The sequence below is a fragment of the Streptococcus sp. Marseille-Q7156 genome (assembly GCF_965119495.1).
In genome coordinates this window covers 843,129-862,319 of record NZ_CBCPLU010000001.1, presented here as the reverse complement: position 1 = coordinate 862,319, position 19,191 = coordinate 843,129, and the positions used below count along the sequence as shown (strand labels likewise).

General features: G+C 39.1%; 6 protein-coding genes. All 6 read left to right on the top strand.

Features of this window, described 5'->3' with window-relative positions:
• Window positions 1-114: 114 nt before the first annotated feature.
• The 6 genes from ACWPV5_RS04140 (at window position 115) to ACWPV5_RS04115 (ending at window position 19,186) form a co-directional block, all read left to right on the top strand.
• Entirely contained in the window at window positions 115-3,222 is a 3,108-nt protein-coding gene (locus ACWPV5_RS04140) for a pneumococcal-type histidine triad protein (RefSeq protein WP_454382465.1), read from the top strand.
• A gap of 383 nt (window positions 3,223-3,605) precedes the next feature.
• Entirely contained in the window at window positions 3,606-4,277 is a 672-nt protein-coding gene (locus ACWPV5_RS04135) for a CPBP family intramembrane glutamic endopeptidase (RefSeq protein ID WP_454382463.1), read from the top strand.
• A gap of 129 nt (window positions 4,278-4,406) precedes the next feature.
• Window positions 4,407-7,682, top strand: coding sequence for an ATP-dependent nuclease subunit B (rexB, locus tag ACWPV5_RS04130; protein WP_454382461.1), 3,276 nt, complete (start codon window positions 4,407-4,409; stop codon window positions 7,680-7,682).
• Window positions 7,679-11,329, top strand: a complete 3,651-nt coding sequence (gene addA, locus ACWPV5_RS04125; RefSeq protein ID WP_454382459.1) for a helicase-exonuclease AddAB subunit AddA — start codon at window positions 7,679-7,681, stop codon at window positions 11,327-11,329. The genes rexB and addA overlap by 4 nt, the downstream gene beginning before the upstream one ends.
• Before the next feature lie 17 nt (window positions 11,330-11,346).
• A complete protein-coding gene (locus ACWPV5_RS04120) occupies window positions 11,347-12,525 on the top strand; it encodes a hypothetical protein (RefSeq protein WP_454382457.1) in 1,179 nt (392 codons plus the stop codon).
• A 340-nt stretch (window positions 12,526-12,865) separates the two neighbouring features.
• Window positions 12,866-19,186: a ZmpA/ZmpB/ZmpC family metallo-endopeptidase gene (locus ACWPV5_RS04115; RefSeq protein ID WP_454382455.1), complete on the top strand. Its 6,321-nt coding sequence runs from the start codon at window positions 12,866-12,868 to the stop codon at window positions 19,184-19,186.
• Window positions 19,187-19,191: the final 5 nt, after the last annotated feature.

Below are 19,191 nucleotides of genomic sequence, written 5' to 3'. Positions count from 1 at the left end.
GTATATACGAAAAATTCTTGACAAGTAATACTAAAAAGAGTAAACTATTAACTAGTTAATTAACCGGTTCATCGTTTTGTGGTGAATCAAATAGGCTTAAGAAAAGAGAAAAGAATGAAAATCAATAAAAAATATGTGGCGGGTTCGGTGGCAGTCCTTGCCCTAAGTGTTTGTTCCTATGAACTTGGACGGTATCAAGCTGGACAAGTTAAGAAAGATTCTAATCGAGTTGCTTATATAGACGGTGATCAGGCTGGTCAAAAGGCAGAGAACTTGACACCAGATGAAGTCAGTAAAAGAGAGGGAATTAACGCAGAACAGATCGTCATCAAGATTACGGATCAAGGTTATGTGACCTCTCATGGAGACCATTATCATTACTATAATGGGAAGGTTCCTTATGATGCCATCATCAGTGAAGAACTCCTCATGAAAGATCCGAATTATCAGTTGAAGGATTCAGACATTGTCAATGAAATCAAGGGTGGCTATGTCATTAAGGTAGACGGGAAATACTATGTTTACCTTAAAGATGCGGCCCATGCGGATAATATTCGGACAAAAGAAGAGATTAAACGTCAGAAGCAGGAACATAGTCATAATCATAATTCAAGTACAGATAATGCTGTTGCTGAAGCCAGAGCCCAAGGACGTTATACAACGGATGACGGTTATATCTTCAACGCATCTGATATCATCGAAGACACGGGTGATGCCTATATCGTTCCTCATGGCAATCACTTCCACTATATTCCTAAGAGTGACTTGTCTGCCAGTGAATTAGCTGCTGCTCAAGCCTTCTTATCTGGAAAAGGTGGTCAATTAAGTACGGTTGAATATCGTTCAAGCAGGGGAGAAACAAGATCTAATGTGAGAACGATTCAAGCTGAAACTCCGCAAAATTCTGCAACAGCTCCTGAGAGTCAAAATGAGGATTTAGCTAGTCTTCTTCAAGAATTGTACGCTTTGCCACTTAGCCAACGTCATGTGGAGTCTGATGGCTTGGTATTTGACCCAGCACAGATTACAAAACGTACAGCCAATGGTGTCGCAGTACCTCACGGAGATCATTTCCATTTCATTCCTTATTCGCAAATGTCTGCTTTGGAAGAAAAATTGGCTCGAAATCTTCCAATTGGAGGTCAGCCAGTTCAAAGTCATTCTGACAATCCGAAACCAAGCAGTACAGATAAACCAAGTTCACCGATTAAACCAAATTTTAATCTCAATACGCAGGCACCAAATCGAGGAACTGGAGGCGCTTATACAACGGATGATGGCTATGTCTTTAGTCCGAAAGATGTGATTGAAGATACAGGTGACGCTTTTGTTGTACCGCATGGCAATCATTTTCACTATATACCTAAGAGTGATTTGTCAGCAGGAGAATTGGCTGCAGCCCAAGACTATTGGAATGGTAAACAGGGTTCTCATTCTTCTACAAGCTCAAGTAAACCAAGTAGTGATAATGCTAAACCAGCCCAACCAAGTTTGACAGAGAGTCCAAACCTGACTGTCACCCCAACATATCATCAAAATCAAGGGGAAGATATCCCAACACTTTTAAGTGAATTGTATGCCAAACCTTTGTCAGAACGACATGTAGAATCGGATGGATTAGTCTTTGATCCGGCCCAAATCATCAAACGTACAGCAAACGGTGTAGCAGTGCCTCACGGAGACCATTATCACTTTATTCCTTATTCACAAATGTCTGATTTAGAGCAGAAAATTGCAAGAATGATTCCACCTCATTATAGTTCAAGTCATTGGTTACCATCAAGACCAAATCTAATCCCTGCTCCAGAGACTACCCCAGTACCAAGTCCACAACCTGTACCAAATCCTCAATCATCTCCAAGCAATCCATTTGATGGAAAATTGGTTAAACAGGCTGTTCGAAAGGTAGCTGATGGTTATGTCTTTGAAGAGAATGGAACCTCGCGTTATATCTCTACTAAGGAGCTTTCAGCAGAAACTGTTATAGCCATTGATAATAAACTTGCCAAACAAGAAAGTTTGTCTCATGTGTTAGGAGCTAAGAAAAGTACCATCCCTTCTAGTGATCAAGAATTTTACAACAAGGTTTATGATTTACTAGCAAAAGTTCATCAAAATTTGATTTCTAATAAAGGTCGCCAAGCTGATTTTGAAACTTTGGATACACTTTTGGAACGTCTTAATGACGTCTCAAGCGATAAAGTCAAGTTAGTTGATGATATTCTTACCTTCCTAGCACCAATTACCCATCCAGAGCGACTTGGCAAACCAAATGCTCAAATTGCCTATACGGACGATGAAATTAAATTAGCGAAATTAGCAGGTAAGTATACAACAGAAGATGGCTATATCTTTGATCCTCATGATATAACTAGCGATGAAGGCGATGCCTATGTAACTCCACATATGACTCATAGTCATTGGATTAAGAAAGAAAGTTTGTCTGAAGCTGAAAGAGCAGCAGCTCAGACTTATGCTAAAGAGAAAGGTTTGATGCCTCCTTCAACAGATAATCAGGGGTCAGGAAATACTGAGGTTAAAGGAGTAGAAGCAATCTATAATAAAGTGAAGGCAGCTAAGAAGGTTCCACTTGATCACATGCCTTACAATCTCCAACATACTGTTGAAGTTAAAAACGGTAGCTTGATTATACCTCATTACGACCATTACCATAACATTAAATTTTCTTGGTTTGACGAAGGACTTTATGAGGCACCTAAAGGCTATAGTTTAGAGGATCTCTTTGCGACTGTAAAATACTATGTAGAACATCCAAACGAACGTCCTCACTCAGATAATGGTTGGGGAAATGCCAGCGACCATGTTCGTAAAAATAAAGTAGAAGACAGTAAACCTGATGAAGATAAGAAACATGATGAAGTAAGTGAGCCAACTCGCCCTGAATCTGATGAAAAAGAGAATCACGCAGGTTTAAACCCTTCAGTAGATAATCTTTATAAACCGAGCACTGATGAAGACGAGACAGAGGGAGTTGCTAACGATACAACAGACGAAGCTGAAGTCCCTCAAGTAGAGACTGAAAAAGTAGAAGCCAAACTCAAAGAAGTAGAAGCTTTACTTGACAAAGTAACGGATGCTAGCTTGAAAAACAATGTGACAGAGAGCCTAGCTGGTTTACGAAATAATCTGAGTCTCCAAACCATGGATAATAATGGCATCATGGCAGAAGCAGAAAAATTACTTGCTTTATTAAAAAGGTAGTGAGTCAGTTATGACGAAATCAGAAGCATAAATTTATCCTGTTAAATCAAAATGATGTAAGAGTCAGTAGCAATACTGGCTTTTATTTGTCTCGCTCCGTAAGGTTCAGGCTAAATAAACCACCTGATTTTTTGGGGGCTTTGGATTCATTTAGGAGAAATCAATCTATATCCAAGGTTAGTAACTTAATCATAGGTCTTCCTTTGTTAGAGAAGATAATGGTAAAAGGGTATGGGTTAATTGATTTTACAGTTTAGGATGTTTTGATAACAATTCATGATTTGAAGAGGATATTTGGAAAAGATATGCTATACTAAATTTGTTATACAGTTAAGTAAACAATTATATTCAATAAGTTAGTCAAGTAAAACAGAGGATTTAAGATGAAAAAACGAATTATTCAAATTTTACTAGCATTATCCTTAATTTTTTACAAATCAACTTGGTTTTGGGGAATTTTCAATCACCTCGCAAAGCCCTATCTACCAGCAAGTCGTGAATTTTTTCAGATTCTGCTTTTGATGGAGAGTGGAGTTCTTTTATTAGCGGTCATCTATCTACTAGTTTTTGCAGGAAAGAAGACTTTTCATTTCAAGTGGCAGCTGAGGTACTTTATCTACCTTTTACTGGGCTACATCATTTCGTATATGTCGGACTTCCTCTTGTCTTATTTCATACCCTCGTCTTCAAATCAAATTTCTTTGAATGAAACGATAGAAATGATGGGGAGACAGGAATTACCCTATTTCTTGCTCATAGCTTGCTTCATCGGCCCTATTGCTGAGGAATTGATTTATCGCGGTGTGCTTATGACAACCTTTTTCAAAAACTCGCCTTGGTACGGAGATGTCTTGCTTTCTGCTATTATTTTCGGTTATATTCATATCAATTTTGCTTTAACTCCTCTTGCTTTTTTCATTTATGCTAGTGGAGGGCTTATTTTGGCTCTATTGTATCGCATGACTAAAAATCTCTACTATCCAATGCTAGTTCATATTCTCATCAATATCACTGCCTTCTGGAATGTGTGGTTACTCCTATTTTCAGGAAGTTAGCTTACTAAAACAATGTCGGAACTTTCCGGCATTTTCTTTTCAACACATGGGTAAGAACTGATTATTTTCAGACTTGGCTGGCTAATCATGGTATAATAAAAGGTAATGAAAAATTCCAACGAGGCTGAGATGAAATTACTTTATACTGATATTCGGACTTCTTTGACAGAAATTCTAACTAGAGAGGCAGAGGAGCTAGTTGCTGCTGGCAAGCGGGTCTTCTACATCGCCCCCAACTCTCTTTCTTTTGAAAAGGAACGCGCCGTGCTGGAATGCTTGTCCCAGCAGGCTTCTTTTGCGATTACCGTCACGCGCTTTGCGCAAATGGCTCGTTACCTGATTTTGAATGATTTGCCTGCTAAGACCAGTCTAGATGACATCGGTCTTGGGATGGCCTTTTACAAATGCCTTGCCGAACTTGATCCTAAGGATTTACGTGTTTATGGAGCTATCAAGCAGGATCCTCAATTTATCCAGCAGTTGATTGAGCTTTACCACGAGATGACGACTGCTCAGATGACTTTTTTGGACTTGGAGAGTTTGACGGATGAGGACAAGAGGGCCGATTTACTCTTGATTTTTGAGAAGGTAACGGCTTATCTCAATCAGGGCCAGTTGGCTCAGGGAAGTCAATTGTCCCATTTGATTGAGGCTATTGAGAATAACAAAGTTAGTAGTGATTTTAGTCAAATCGCCTTGGTTATTGATGGATTTACCCGTTTTTCTGCTGAGGAAGAGCGGATTGTAGACTTACTTCACGGCAAGGGTGTTGAGATTGTCATTGGGGCTTATGCTAGTAAGAAAGCTTATACCAGTCCATTCGCTGAAGGCAATCTTTATCAAGCCAGTGTGGAGTTTCTCCATCATCAGGCCTTTAAATACCAAACGCCTGCTCAAGACCGTTCTCAAACTCAGGAGCAGATGGATAGTTTTGACAAGGCCTCTCGTTTGCTAGAGTCTTCTTATGATTTTTCAGAACTCACATTGGATGTAGATGATAAGGACCGTGAAAACTTACAAATCTGGTCTTGCTTGACGCAAAAGGAAGAGTTGGAGTTGGTAGCCCGTAGCATTCGTCAGAAATTACATGCCAATCCAGACCTGAGTTACAAGCATTTTCGTATTCTCTTGGGGGATGTAGCTTCTTATCAATTATCTCTTAAAACTATTTTTGACCAGTATCAGATTCCTTTTTATCTTGGTAGAAGCGAATCCATGGCTCATCATCCCTTGACACAGTTTGTCGAGTCTATTTTAGCTTTGAAACGCTATCGTTTTCGTCAGGAGGATTTGATTAACCTTATTAGAACAGGCTTGTACACTGACCTTAGCCAGGCTGATATGGATGCTTTTGAGCAATATATCCGTTATCTTGGTATCAATGGCTTACCAGCCTTTCAGCAAACCTTTACCAAATTCCACCATGGAAAATTTAATCTGGAACGTTTAAATGCTCTTCGTCCGCGTATTTTAACACCTCTTGAAACCCTCTTTGCCAGTCGAAAACAAAAGGCTGAAAATCTCTTGCAAAAGTGGAACTCTTTTCTAAAAGAAGGAGAGGTGACCAAGCAGTTACAAGATTTGACAGCCACCATGGAAGCTGTAGAACAGGAAAGACAAGCTGAAGTTTGGAAGGCTTTCTGTCATGTTTTAGAACAATTTGCGACTGTTTTTGCTGGTTCACAGGTTAGTCTAGAGGACTTCCTAGCCTTACTCCATTCTGGAATGAGCCTATCCCAATACCGTACCATTCCAGCAACAGTGGACACTGTCCTAGTGCAGAGTTACGATTTGATTGCGCCCTTAACGGCTGACTTTGTCTACGCCATTGGGCTAACTCAGGACAATTTACCAAAAATCGCGCAAAATACCAGTCTTTTGACAGACGAAGAAAGACAGAGCTTAAACCAAGCGACAGAAGATGGGGCGCAATTGCTGATTGCCAGCAGTGAAAATCTCAAGAAAAATCGCTATACTATGCTTTCTTTGGTCAATTCTGCTCGTAAGCAGTTGGTCTTGTCAGCTCCAAGCCTTTTTAACGAAAGTGAAAGCAAGGAATCAGCTTATCTTCAAGAGCTAGTCCATTTTGGATTTAGCAGGAAAGAGAAGAGGATGAATCACAAAGGGCTGTCTAAGGAGGATATGGGGTCATATCACAGTCTTTTGTCCAGTCTGGTTGCCTATCACCAGCAGGGCGAGACGAGTGAGACTGAGCAAAATTTGACCTTTATTAAAGTTCTGGCGCGTGTCATGGGAAAAAAACTAGACCAGCAAGGTCTGGAAAATCCAGCCCTTCCAACAAGCCCAAGCAGTAAGCCCCTGACCAAGGATACCTTGCAGGCTCTCTATCCAGCTGACAAGGAATTTTACCTGTCTACGTCTGGTTTGACGGAGTTTTATCGAAACCAATACAGTTATTTCCTCCGCTACGTTTTAGGCTTGCAAGAGGAATTACGTCTACGTCCTGATGCCCGCAGTCACGGAAATTTCTTGCACCGTATTTTTGAACGTGCCTTGCAGTTGTCTGATGAAGATTCCTTTGACCAACGTCTAGAACAAGCTATTCAAGAAACCAGTCAAGAACGGGAATTTGAGGCTATTTATCAGGAAAGTTTGGAAGCCCAGTTTACCAAAGAAGTTTTGCTTGATGTTGCACGGACGACTGGTCACATTCTCCGACACAATCCAGCCATCGAAACCATCAAAGAGGAAGCGAATTTCGGTGGGAAAGAGCAGGCCTTTATTCAATTGGACAATGGACGCAGTGTCTTTGTACGAGGCAAGGTTGACCGGATTGACCGTTTGAAAGCTGATGGGGCGATAGGAGTGGTAGACTACAAATCCAGTCTGACTCAGTTCCAGTTTCCTCATTTCTTTAATGGGCTCAATTCCCAGTTGCCAACTTATCTAGCTGCCTTAAAAAGAGAAGGGGAGCAGAACTTTTTCGGTGCCATGTACTTGGAAATGGCAGAGCCTGTCCAATCTCTGATGGCCGTTAAAAGTCTGGCAGGTGCAGTAGTAGAAGCCAGCAAGTCTATGAAATACCAAGGACTCTTTTTAGAAAAAGAAAGCAGTCATTTGGGCGAATTTTACAATAAAAACAAGGCCAACCAGCTGACAGATGAGGAATTCCAGCTCCTACTGGACTACAATGCCCATCTGTACAAGAAGGCAGCAGAGAAGATTTTAGCAGGTCAGTTCGCCATTAACCCTTATACTGAAAATGGCAGAAGTATTGCACCGTATGTTCAGCAACATCAAGCCATCACTGGATTTGAAGCCAATTACCACTTGGGCCAAGCCCGTTTCCTAGAAAAGTTGGACTTGGCTGACGGCAAGCGTCTGGTTGGAGAAAAACTCAAGCAAGCTTGGTTTGAAAAAATAAGAGAGGAGTTGAATCGATGAAGCCCATTCCCTTTTTAACTGAGAAGGAAATTCAAAAATTGCAAGAAGCAGAAGCAAATTCGAGCAAGGAACAAAAGAAAACTGCTGAGCAAATTGAAGCCATCTACACTTCTGGTCAGAATATCCTTGTCTCAGCGTCGGCTGGTTCTGGTAAAACCTTTGTCATGGCCGAGCGTATTCTGGACCAATTAGCGCGTGGTGTCGAAATTTCTCAACTCTTTATCTCAACCTTTACCGTCAAGGCTGCGACTGAACTTAAAGAACGTTTGGAGAAAAAAATCAGCCAACAAATCCAAGAAAGCGATGACGTTGACCTCAAACAACACTTGGGTCGTCAGTTGGCAGACCTACCCAACGCAGCCATCGGAACCATGGACTCTTTCACACAAAAATTCCTTGGCAAACACGGTTATCTACTTGATATTGCGCCTAATTTCCGTATTTTACAAAACCAAAGCGAGCAACTCCTTCTAAAAAATGAAGTCTTCCATGAGGTATTTGAAGCCCATTACCAAGGCAAACAGAAAGAGACCTTTAGTCATTTGCTGAAAAATTTTGCAGGGCGTGGCAAGGACGAACGGGGTCTGCGCCAACAGGTCTATAAAATCTATGACTTCCTCCAATCCACCAGCAATCCTCAGAAATGGCTGAGTGAGTCTTTCCTCAAAGGCTTTGAGAAAGCTGATTTTAGCAGTGAAAAAGAAAAACTGACCACACAAATCCAGCAAGCTCTTTGGGACTTGGAAAGTTTCTTCCGTTATCATCTGGATAATGATGCCAAGGAGTTTCCAAAGGCTGCTTATCTAGAAAATGTCCAGTTTATTCTGGATGAAATTGGCTCCTTAAATCAAGAGTCGGATAGTCAGGATTATCAAGCGGTGCTTTCGCGTGTTGTCGCAATTTCGAAAGAGAAAAACGGCCGAGCTCTGACCAATGCGAGTCGTAAGGCTGATCTGAAGCCACTGGCCGATGCCTACAACGAAGAGAGAAAGACCCAGTTTGCTAAACTAGGACAACTGTCAGACCAGGTAACCATTCTCGACTATCAAGAACGTTATCATGAAGACACATGGGAACTAGCTAAAACCTTCCAAGCCTTCATGGTTGATTTTGTGGAAGCTTATCGTCAGAGAAAACGACAGGAAAATGCCTTTGAATTCGCTGATATCAGCCATTACACCATTGAGATTTTAGAGAAATTCCCGCAAGTTCGTGAAGCTTATCAGGAACGTTTCCACGAAGTCATGGTCGATGAGTATCAGGATACCAATCACATTCAAGAACGGATGCTGGAATTGCTGTCTAATGGCCACAATCGCTTTATGGTGGGAGATATCAAGCAGTCCATCTACCGATTCCGTCAGGCAGATCCGCAGATTTTCAATGAGAAATTCCAACGCTATGCGCAAAATCCAAAAGAGGGCAAGCTGATTCTCCTCAAGGAAAATTTCCGTAGTAGTTCAGAAGTACTATCAGCCACCAATGATGTATTTGAACGTCTCATGGACCAAGAAGTCGGAGAAATCAACTATGATAACATGCACCAGCTTGTTTTTGCCAACACCAAACTGACTCCCAATCCAGACAACAAGGCAGAATTTCTCCTCTATGATAAGGACGACACAGGTGAGGAAGAAGAGGGACAGGCAGAAACGAAACTAACAGGTGAAATGCGCTTAGTCATCAAGGAGATTCTGAAACTTCATCAGGAGAAAGGTGTTTCCTTTAAAGAAATTGCCCTTTTGACCTCCAGCCGCAGTCGTAATGACCAGATTCTTCTCGCCCTGTCTGAGTACGGAATTCCTGTCAAAACTGACGGAGAGCAAAACAATTATCTCCAATCCCTAGAAGTGCAAGTCATGCTAGACACCCTTCGTGTCATTCACAATCCTCTTCAAGACTATGCCTTGGTTGCCCTTATGAAGTCTCCTATGTTTGGCTTTGATGAGGACGAGTTAGCACGTTTGTCTCTTCAGAAAGCAGAGGATAAAGTCCAAGAAAATCTCTATGAGAAACTAGTAAATGCTCAAAAACAGGTAAGTAGCCAAAAAGGATTGATTCATATGGATTTAGCTGAGAAACTAAACCAATTCATGGATATCTTGGCTTCTTGGCGCTTGTATGCCAAAACCCACTCCCTCTATGACCTGATTTGGAAGATTTACAACGACCGTTTTTATTATGACTATGTTGGAGCCTTGCCAAATGGTCCTGCTAGACAGGCCAATCTCTATGCCCTAGCACTGCGAGCTGACCAGTTTGAAAAGAGTAATTTCAAGGGCTTGTCTCGTTTTATTCGTATGATTGACCAAGTTTTAGAAGCCCAGCATGATTTGGCAAGCGTGGCCGTCGCACCGCCAAAAGATGCAGTAGAGCTTATGACCATCCACAAGAGTAAAGGGCTGGAGTTTCCTTACGTCTTCATCCTCAATATGGATCAAGATTTCAACAAGCAAGACTCTATGTCAGAGGTCATTCTCAGCCGTCAGAATGGTCTTGGTGTCAAATATATTGCCAAAATGGAGACAGGAGCAGTGGAAGATCACTATCCTAAAACCATCAAACTCTCCATTCCTAGTCTGACCTATAGACAGAACGAAGAAGAATTACAGCTGGCAAGCTATTCTGAGCAAATGCGTCTGCTGTATGTTGCAATGACGAGGGCTGAGAAAAAGCTCTATCTTGTCGGCAAAGGTTCTCGTGAAAAGTTGGAAGCCAAGGAATACCCAGCAGCTAAAAATGGAAAACTAAATAGCTCTACTAGACTGCAAGCAAGGAATTTCCAAGATTGGCTTTGGGCTATCAGTAAAGTGTTTACTAAGGACAAGCTCAACTTTAGTTATCGCTTTGTTGGCGAAGACCAGTTGACTAGAGAAGATATCGGAGAATTGGAAAACAAGAGCCCTCTCCAAGCTAGCTCTCAAGCAGACAATCGTCAGTCAGATACCATCAAAGAAGCTCTTGAAATGCTAAAAGAGGTGGAAGTTTATAACACTCTTCACCGCGCAGCCATTGAACTTCCTAGTGTTCAAACCCCAAGTCAAATCAAGAAATTTTACGAACCCGTTATGGACATGGAAGGTGTCGAGATTGCAGGTCAAGGCCAGTCAGTAGACAAGAAAATTAGCTTTGATTTACCAGATTTTTCAAGCAAAGAAAAGGTAACAGGAGCTGAGATTGGTAGTGCTACCCACGAACTCATGCAGAGAATGGACCTCAGTCAGCGACCAACCCTTGCTAGCCTGACAGAAACTCTCAAACAAGTTCAAACTAGCCAAGCTGTCAGAGACAAGATTAATCTTTCGAAAATTCTTGCATTCTTTGACACAGCTCTCGGTCAGGAAATTCTCGCTAATACCAACCATCTTTATCGCGAGCAACCTTTCTCCATGCTCAAACGGGACCAAAAGAGTCAGGAAGACTTCGTTGTCCGTGGTATCCTTGATGGCTATCTACTTTACGAGGATAAAATCGTTCTGTTCGACTATAAAACAGACCGCTATGATGAACCAAGTCAACTCGTAGACCGCTATCGTGGTCAGTTAGCCCTATACGAAGAGGCTTTATCACGAGCCTATTCGATTGAAAATATTGAAAAATACTTGATTTTACTGGGTAAAGAAGAGGTTCAAGTTGTAAAAGTATAATCTAGAAAGGAGACCCCATGACACTTCCAGTTAGAAAATCCCTGCATGATGCGGTTTTACAGGCTTCAAAATCTGATACTTGGGAACAAGCTACCAAGGAATGGAATGAAGTTTCCTTGATTTTTAACGGTATCGGCCGTAGCAATTGTGTCTGTGGGAATGCCATCAAGTACGCCTACGAACTCTTTAATGGTGTCACAGGCCAACGTCTCTTTCCGATTGGTAGCGACTGTGTTCGTCATTTTCATCGATTGACCCTTGACCAGCAACTAGAAGAGGAAGAAAAATTGCTCAGAAAGGTTGAAAATCTGACCAGAAAAGCCCAGAAAAAGGAAAAAATCAAAGTTAACAAAAGTGACTTTGACGAACGTCTTCTAAAGTGGCTCTGGGAAAAAGGTGTTTTTAAACCCAATCGTGGCAATCAGTTCTCACCTGAAAGAGACTACCAGCTCTTCCTAGAAGTCTTTCAAGGAGGAAGTTGGACCAAGGCAGAGCCCAAGAAGAAGGCTCGTATGGAAGAAGTCCTTGAAAAGTGTATCAAACCCTTTTTACTTGGAAAATCAGATGACCAACTCTACCTTGTCAAGCTAGGCAAGGAGAAAATTGACTACGAACAAGAACTCCGTATCCAGGCAGAGAAAGAGCGCAAGAAGAGAGATAAAATCGCCAAGCAATATGCAGACAATCTGGTTCTAGCTATGGGCCCAGCAGAGCGGGCTTATCAGGATTACTTTGGCTTTACAAAAACCTTAACCCAAGAAGAACGCAAGTGGGAGAAAATTCTTTTTGGTAAAAATAGAACAGAACGGGCTATCAAGGCCAAACAATACCAAAAAGAGCTAGAAAAAGACCAACGAATTGCTAGTCAGGATCCAATTGAAAGAAAGCAGAAGCAGACCTGGCTCCTCAATTCCTATTTTCGTGAGCTTCCTGAAGAAAAAGCTCGATTTGCTCGGCTCTTATTAGAATATCGAAAAAGTGGAGAAGTCCCCTTTTCAACTGAATACCTATCCGACCATCTGCTCGACTTTTTCTATAAAATGAAAGCCTTTGAGTTTGAAATCGCACCAGAACAAGTCCTAGATTTTCTAAAAGAAAGTCTCCAGACAGATCATCTCTCCTCAGCACAAGAAAGCTGGATAGAAGGAATTCTCCTCAACTGCCTCAAACCATTTTTAGAACGATTAGTGATATAAGTAACACCTACCGTGGAAATTCCATGGTAGGTTACATTTTATCCAAAAAGAATATATAGCAGATTGAAATAAGATGTGAACAAATTGATTAGGAAAGTCAAATTAATCCCTAGAAATGTTTTAGTAATAGCGGTGCGCTGTTCTTGATTCAATCTACTATAAGAAATTCAAACCCTGCGCATTCGTATTTTACACGTAAAACAAAGTATGAAAGCGTAACGCAATTTTAAGACTTTTTTGTAAATTAAGAGTATAATTAAAGTATGTTACCTTTTTATAAGATAACAAGCTAAATAAAGTTTACCTTACACATTTTTAAATTTTATTTCAAGGAGGAATAATGGAAAAGTATTTTAGTGAAAAACAGCAGCGTTTTTCATTTAGAAAATTATCAGTAGGACTTGTATCTGCAACGATTTCAAGTTTATGTTTTATGTCTGTATTAGCTAGTTCATCTGTAGAAGCTCAAGAGACTAAAGGTGTTCACTATAAATATGTGACAGAGTCAGAGTTGTCATCAGATGAAAAGAAGCAGCTTGTCTATGATATTCCGACATACATGGAGAATGATGATGAGACTTATTATCTTGTTTATAAGTTAAATTCCCAAAATCAACTGTCGGAATTACCAAATACTGGAAGCAAGAATGAGATGCAAGCCCTAGTTGCTGGTGCTAGCTTAGCTGCTCTGGGGATTTTAATTTTTGCTGTTTCTAAGAAAAAAGTTAAGAATAAAACAGTATTACATTTAGTATTGGTTGCAGGAATAGGAAATGGTGTCTTAGTTTCAGCTCATGCTTTAGAAAATAATCTCTTACTGAATTACAATACTGACTATGAATTAATCTCAGGAGAAAAATTACCTCTTCCTAAAGATATTTCAGGTTACAGATATGTTGGATATATCAAAGAGGGAAACATAACTTCTGAATCTAAAGTAAGTAATCAAGAGAAATCAGTAGCTACTCCTAAAAATCAACAAAAGGTGGATTATAGTGTTACACCGAATTTTGTCGAGAATCCATCAACAGTACAAGCTATGCAGGAACAAACATCTGTTTCTTCAACTAAGCCGACAGAAGTTCAAGTAGTTGAAAAAACTCTCTCTGCAGAATTAACCAATCCAAGAAAAGAAGTGCAACAATCTTCAGATTCTCAAGAACAATTATCAGAACATAAGAATCTAGAAACGAAGAAAGACGAGAAGGTTTCTCCAAAAGAAAAGACTGGGGTAAATACATTAAATCCACAGGATGAAGTCCTATCAGGCCAGTTGAACAAACCTGAACTCCTATATCGCGAGGAAACTATAGAAACAAAAATAGATTTTCAAGAAGAAATCCAGGAGAATCCTAATTTAGCAGAAGGAACTGTAAGCGTAAAACAAGAAGGTAAATTAGGTAAGAAAGTTGAAGTTGTCAGAATATTCTATATAAACAAGGAAGAAGTTTCTAGAGAAATCGTTTCAACTTCAACAACTGCGCCTGTTCCAAGAATAGTAGAAAAAGGTACTAAAAAAACTCAAGTTATAAAGGAACAACCTGAGACTGGTGTAGAACATAAAGACGTACAGTCTGGAGCTATTGTTGAACCCGCAATTCAGCCTGAATTACCAGCAGCTGTAGTAACCGACAAAGGTGAGCCTGAAGTTCATCAAAAACTAGAATACACTGAACCGGTAGGCACAGTTCCAGATGATGCTCCTAAAGCAGAGAAACCAGCATATACAGCCCCAATTGGCAGTAGTATAGTTGAATCTGCAGTTCAACCAGGATTGCCAGAAGCAGTTGTAAGCGCCAAAGGCGAACCTGAAGTTCAACCTGAATTGCCAGAAGCAGTTGTAACCGATAAAGGAGAACCTGCAGTCCAACCAGAGCTACCGGAAGTGGTTGTGACAGACAAAGGTGAGCCTGAGGTTCAACCAGAGTCGCCAGATACTGTGGTAAGTGATAAAGGTGAGCCTGAACAGATAGCACCGCTTCCAGAATATACAGGACCACAAGCCGGAGCAATAGTAGAACCAGAGCAAGTAGCACCCCTACCAGAATACACAGGCGTACAAGCTGGAGCTGTAGTTGAACCTGCAATCCAACCAGAGTTACCCGAAGCAGTTGTTACAGACAAGGGTGAACCAGAAGTTCAGCCAGCGTTACCCGAAGCAGTTGTAACTGAAAAAGGCGAACCAGCAGTCCAACCAGAGCTACCGGAAGCGGTTGTGACTGACAAAGGTGAGACTGAGGTTCAACCAGAGTCGCCAGATACCGTGGTAAGTGATAAAGGTGAACCTGAACAGATAGCACCACTACCAGAATATACAGGAGTTCAGGCTGGAGCGATAGTAGAACCAGAGCAGGTAGAAGCACCGAAGGAATACACAGGAGTGCAAGCCGGAGCAATAGTAGAACCAGAGAAGGTAGAAGCACCGAAAGAATACACAGGCGTACAAGCTGGCGCTATTGTTGAACCAGAGCAGATTGCCCCCCTACCAGAATACACAGGTCCACAGGCCGGAGCAATAGTCGAACCAGAAACAGTAGAAGCACAAAAAGAATACACAGGAGTGCAAGCCGGAGCGATAGTTGAACCAGAACAAGTAGCCCCACTGCCAGAATACACAGGTGTACAAGCTGGAGCGATAGTCGAGCCAGAGAAAGTAGAAGCACCGAAAGAATATACTGGTAAAATCGAACAAGCAAGTGCAGAAGAGACTAAACATGAAAATGAGGCAAGTCCTACAAATGGGGAAGCGGAACGTCCTAAAGATAAAATTAAAGAAGAAAAACAAGTCGACAAGAAACTAGAACTTAGAAATGTTTCAAACGTGGAATTATATACAGTAGAAAATAATAAATATCGACATGTAACTTCACTTGCGAGTGTTCCAACTACTCCAACTGATTACTTTATGAAAGTAAAATCAGAGAACTTTAAAGATGTTATGTTGCCAGTTAAGAGTATTGAGAGCGTTAGAAAAGATAATCAAGATGTTTATAAAATTGTAGGACAAGCTAATGATTTAATTCAATACGAAAACAATAGTACTTTAGAAAATTATACTTACTACCTACCTAAGACGGTAAGTAGTGAAAATGGAGTTTATACATCATTTAAAAATCTAGTAGATGCTATGAATAGTAACCCACATGGTACGTTCCGCCTAGGGGCGACTATAGATGCTCGTGAAGTAGATCTTCCAGATGGTAAAGAAAGTTATATTAATCACGAATTTAGTGGTACATTAATAGGTTCAAACAATGATAAGAACTATGCTATATATAATCTGAAAAAACCGTTATTTAATGTTTTAAATCATGCTAATATTCGAGATCTTTCAATAAAAGAAGTAAATGTTTCTTCTAAAGAAGATGCTGCCACAATTGCTAAAGAGGCGAATAATGGTACTACAATTACAAATGTTCACTCATCTGGTGTAATTGCTGGTGAACGTAGCATGGGTGGTTTAGTTTCACAAGTAACTAACTCTACAATTTCTAATAGTAGTTTTACTGGTAGAATAACGAATACTTATGATACAAGAGCTACTTATCAAATAGGTGGTTTAGTAGGAAAACTTTCAGGAGTTAGTGCTTTGATTGATAGATCAATTTCATCTATCGATATGGCGACAAATGCTAATACAGGAGACCAGGTTGTTGGTGGTATAGCAGGTGTTGTTGATAAAAAAGCGACAATTAGTAATAGTTATGTTGAAGGAAATCTTAATAATGTAAAACATTTTGGTTATGTTGGAGGAGTTGCAGGGTATCTTTGGGATAGAGAATCATCAGATGAAAGAAACTCAGGTCAACTTACAAATGTATTAAGTGACGTTAATGTTACGAACGGTAATGCTATTGCTGGTTATGATTTTAAAGGAATAAGAGCAACTAACACTTATAGTAATAAAAATAATAAGGTAGTCAATGTAGTACAAGTAGATGATGAAGTACTAAGTAGAGATTCAGAAATGCAAAGAGGAACTGTATTAGAAAATAATAAAGTTCTGGAGAAAAAAGCTGAACTTGTTCATAAAAATGATATTAAAACAGAAGACTTTAACTTCTCTTCTAAATATAAAACGGATTATAGAAATTTAAAAGATGCTGATATTTCTAGGTTGAAAGTATATAAAAATATTGAGAAACTATTACCTTTCTATAATAGAGAGACAATTGTTAAATATGGTAATTTAGTGGACACTAATAATGATTTATTTACTAAAGAGCTTGTGTCTGTAGTTCCGATGCATGAGAAAGAAGTAATTTCTGATATTAATAAACATAAAGCTAGTATTAATAAGCTGTTACTTCATTATTCAGATAATACTTCTCAAACATTAAATATAAAATATCTACAAGATTTCTCTAAAGTAGCAGAATATGAAATAGCTAATACAAAATTAATATACACACCTAATACGCTGTTGCATAATTATGATAATATTGTAAACGCTGTTTTAAATGACCTGAAATCTGTTCAATATAGTTCAGCTGGAGTTAGAAATGTCTTAGATATTTCTAATGACATAAAATTAACTGAATTATATCTAGATGAACAATTCGACAAAACAAAAGCAAACATTGAAGATAGTTTATCAAAACTTCTTTCTGCTGATGCGGCAATAGCTGAAAATAGTAATTCAATAATTGATAATTATGTAATAGAAAAAATTAAGAATAATAAAGAAGCGTTACTTCTAGGTTTAACTTATCTAGAACGTTGGTATAATTTTAAATATGATAATGCGAGTGCTAAAGATTTAGTATTATATCATTTAGATTTCTTCGGTAAGTCTAATAGTTCTGCATTAGATAATGTTATTGAATTAGGTAAGTCTGGCTTTAATAATTTATTAGCGAAAAATAATGTAATTACTTATAATGTATTATTAGCGAAAAATTATGGAACTGAAAGTTTATTTAAAGCATTAGAAGGTTATAGAAAAGTATTTCTACCAACTACTTCTAATAACGACTGGTTTAAAAAACAATCTAAAGCTTATATAGTTGAAGAAAAATCTACTATTCCTGAAGTAAGTTCTAAGCAGTCAGAACAAGGAACAGAACACTCTATAGGTGTTTATGATAGATTAACTAGTCCATCATGGAAATATCAAAGTATGGTCTTACCGTTATTAACTTTACCAGAAGAAAAAATGATATTTATGATCGCCAATATTTCAACTATAGGATTTGGTGCTTATGATAGATATAGAAGTCCTGAACATCCTAAGGGAGAGAAATTAAATAAATTTGTAGAAGATAATGCAAAAGAAGCGGCTAAACGATTTAGAGATCATTATGATTATTGGTATAAAATTCTAGATAAAGAAAATAAAGAAAAATTATTTAGAAGTGTCCCAGTCTATGATGCATTTAGATTTGGAAATGATAAAGATAATAAGTTACAAGAAGCTAATTTTGAAACTAATCATCCAGCTATTAAAAACTTCTTTGGCCCTGCTGGAAATAATGTTGTTCACAATGCTAATGGTGCATATGCAACGGGTGACGCATTCTACTACATGGCTTATCGTATGTTAGATAAATCTGGTGCGGTAACATATACTCATGAAATGACACATAACTCTGATAGGGAAATTTATCTTGGTGGCTATGGTCGAAGAAGTGGCTTGGGACCAGAGTTCTTTGCTAAAGGCTTATTACAAGCACCAGACCATCCAGATGATGCGACCATTACCATTAACTCAATCTTGAAACATTCAAAATCTGATAGTACAGAAGGACAACGATTACAAATACTTGATCCAACTACGAGATTTAAAAACTCTGATGATTTGAAGCAATATGTCCACAATATGTTTGATGTCGTTTATATGTTGGAATATCTTGAAGGACAATCAATCGTTAAGAAACTGAATGTTTATCAGAAAATGGAAGCTCTCAGAAAAATTGAGAATAAGTATGTGAAAGATCCAGCAGATGGAAATGAGGTTTACGCCACTAACGTAGTCAAAACATTGACAGAAGAAGAGGCCCAACAATTGACTAACTTTGATAGTTTGATTGACCATAATATCTTATCAGCTCGTGAGTACAAGTCTAAAGAATATGAAAGAAATGGCTACTTCACTATTAAATTATTTGCGCCGATTTATGCAGCATTAAGTAGTGATATAGGAACACCTGGCGACTTGATGGGCCGTCGTATGGCTTATGAACTCTTGGCTGCTAAAGGCTTTAAAGATGGTATGGTACCATATATTTCAAATCAATATGAAGACCTTGCTAAACAAAATGGTAAAAAAATAACTATTTATGGTAAAGAACGAGGATTGGTGACAGATAAACTTGTTTTAGAAAAGCTATTTGATGGTAAGTATCTATCTTGGGCAGCCTTTAAAAAAGCTATGTATCAAGAGCGCATTGCTCAGTTTAATCATTTAACTAAAGTTACTTTTAAAGATCCGACTCAATCATGGATGAGTAATGCCACCAAGACCATTCAAAGAGTAAATGATTTACAACAACTAATGGATGAAGCTGTTCTACAGGATGCAGAAGAACGTAATTATTATTATTGGAATAACTATAATCCTGAGACTGACAGTGCAGTTCATAAGTTGAAGAAAGCAATATTTAAGGCTTATCTAGATAAAACCGATGATTTTAGAAGTTCAATTTTTGAGAATAAAAAATAGTGTTT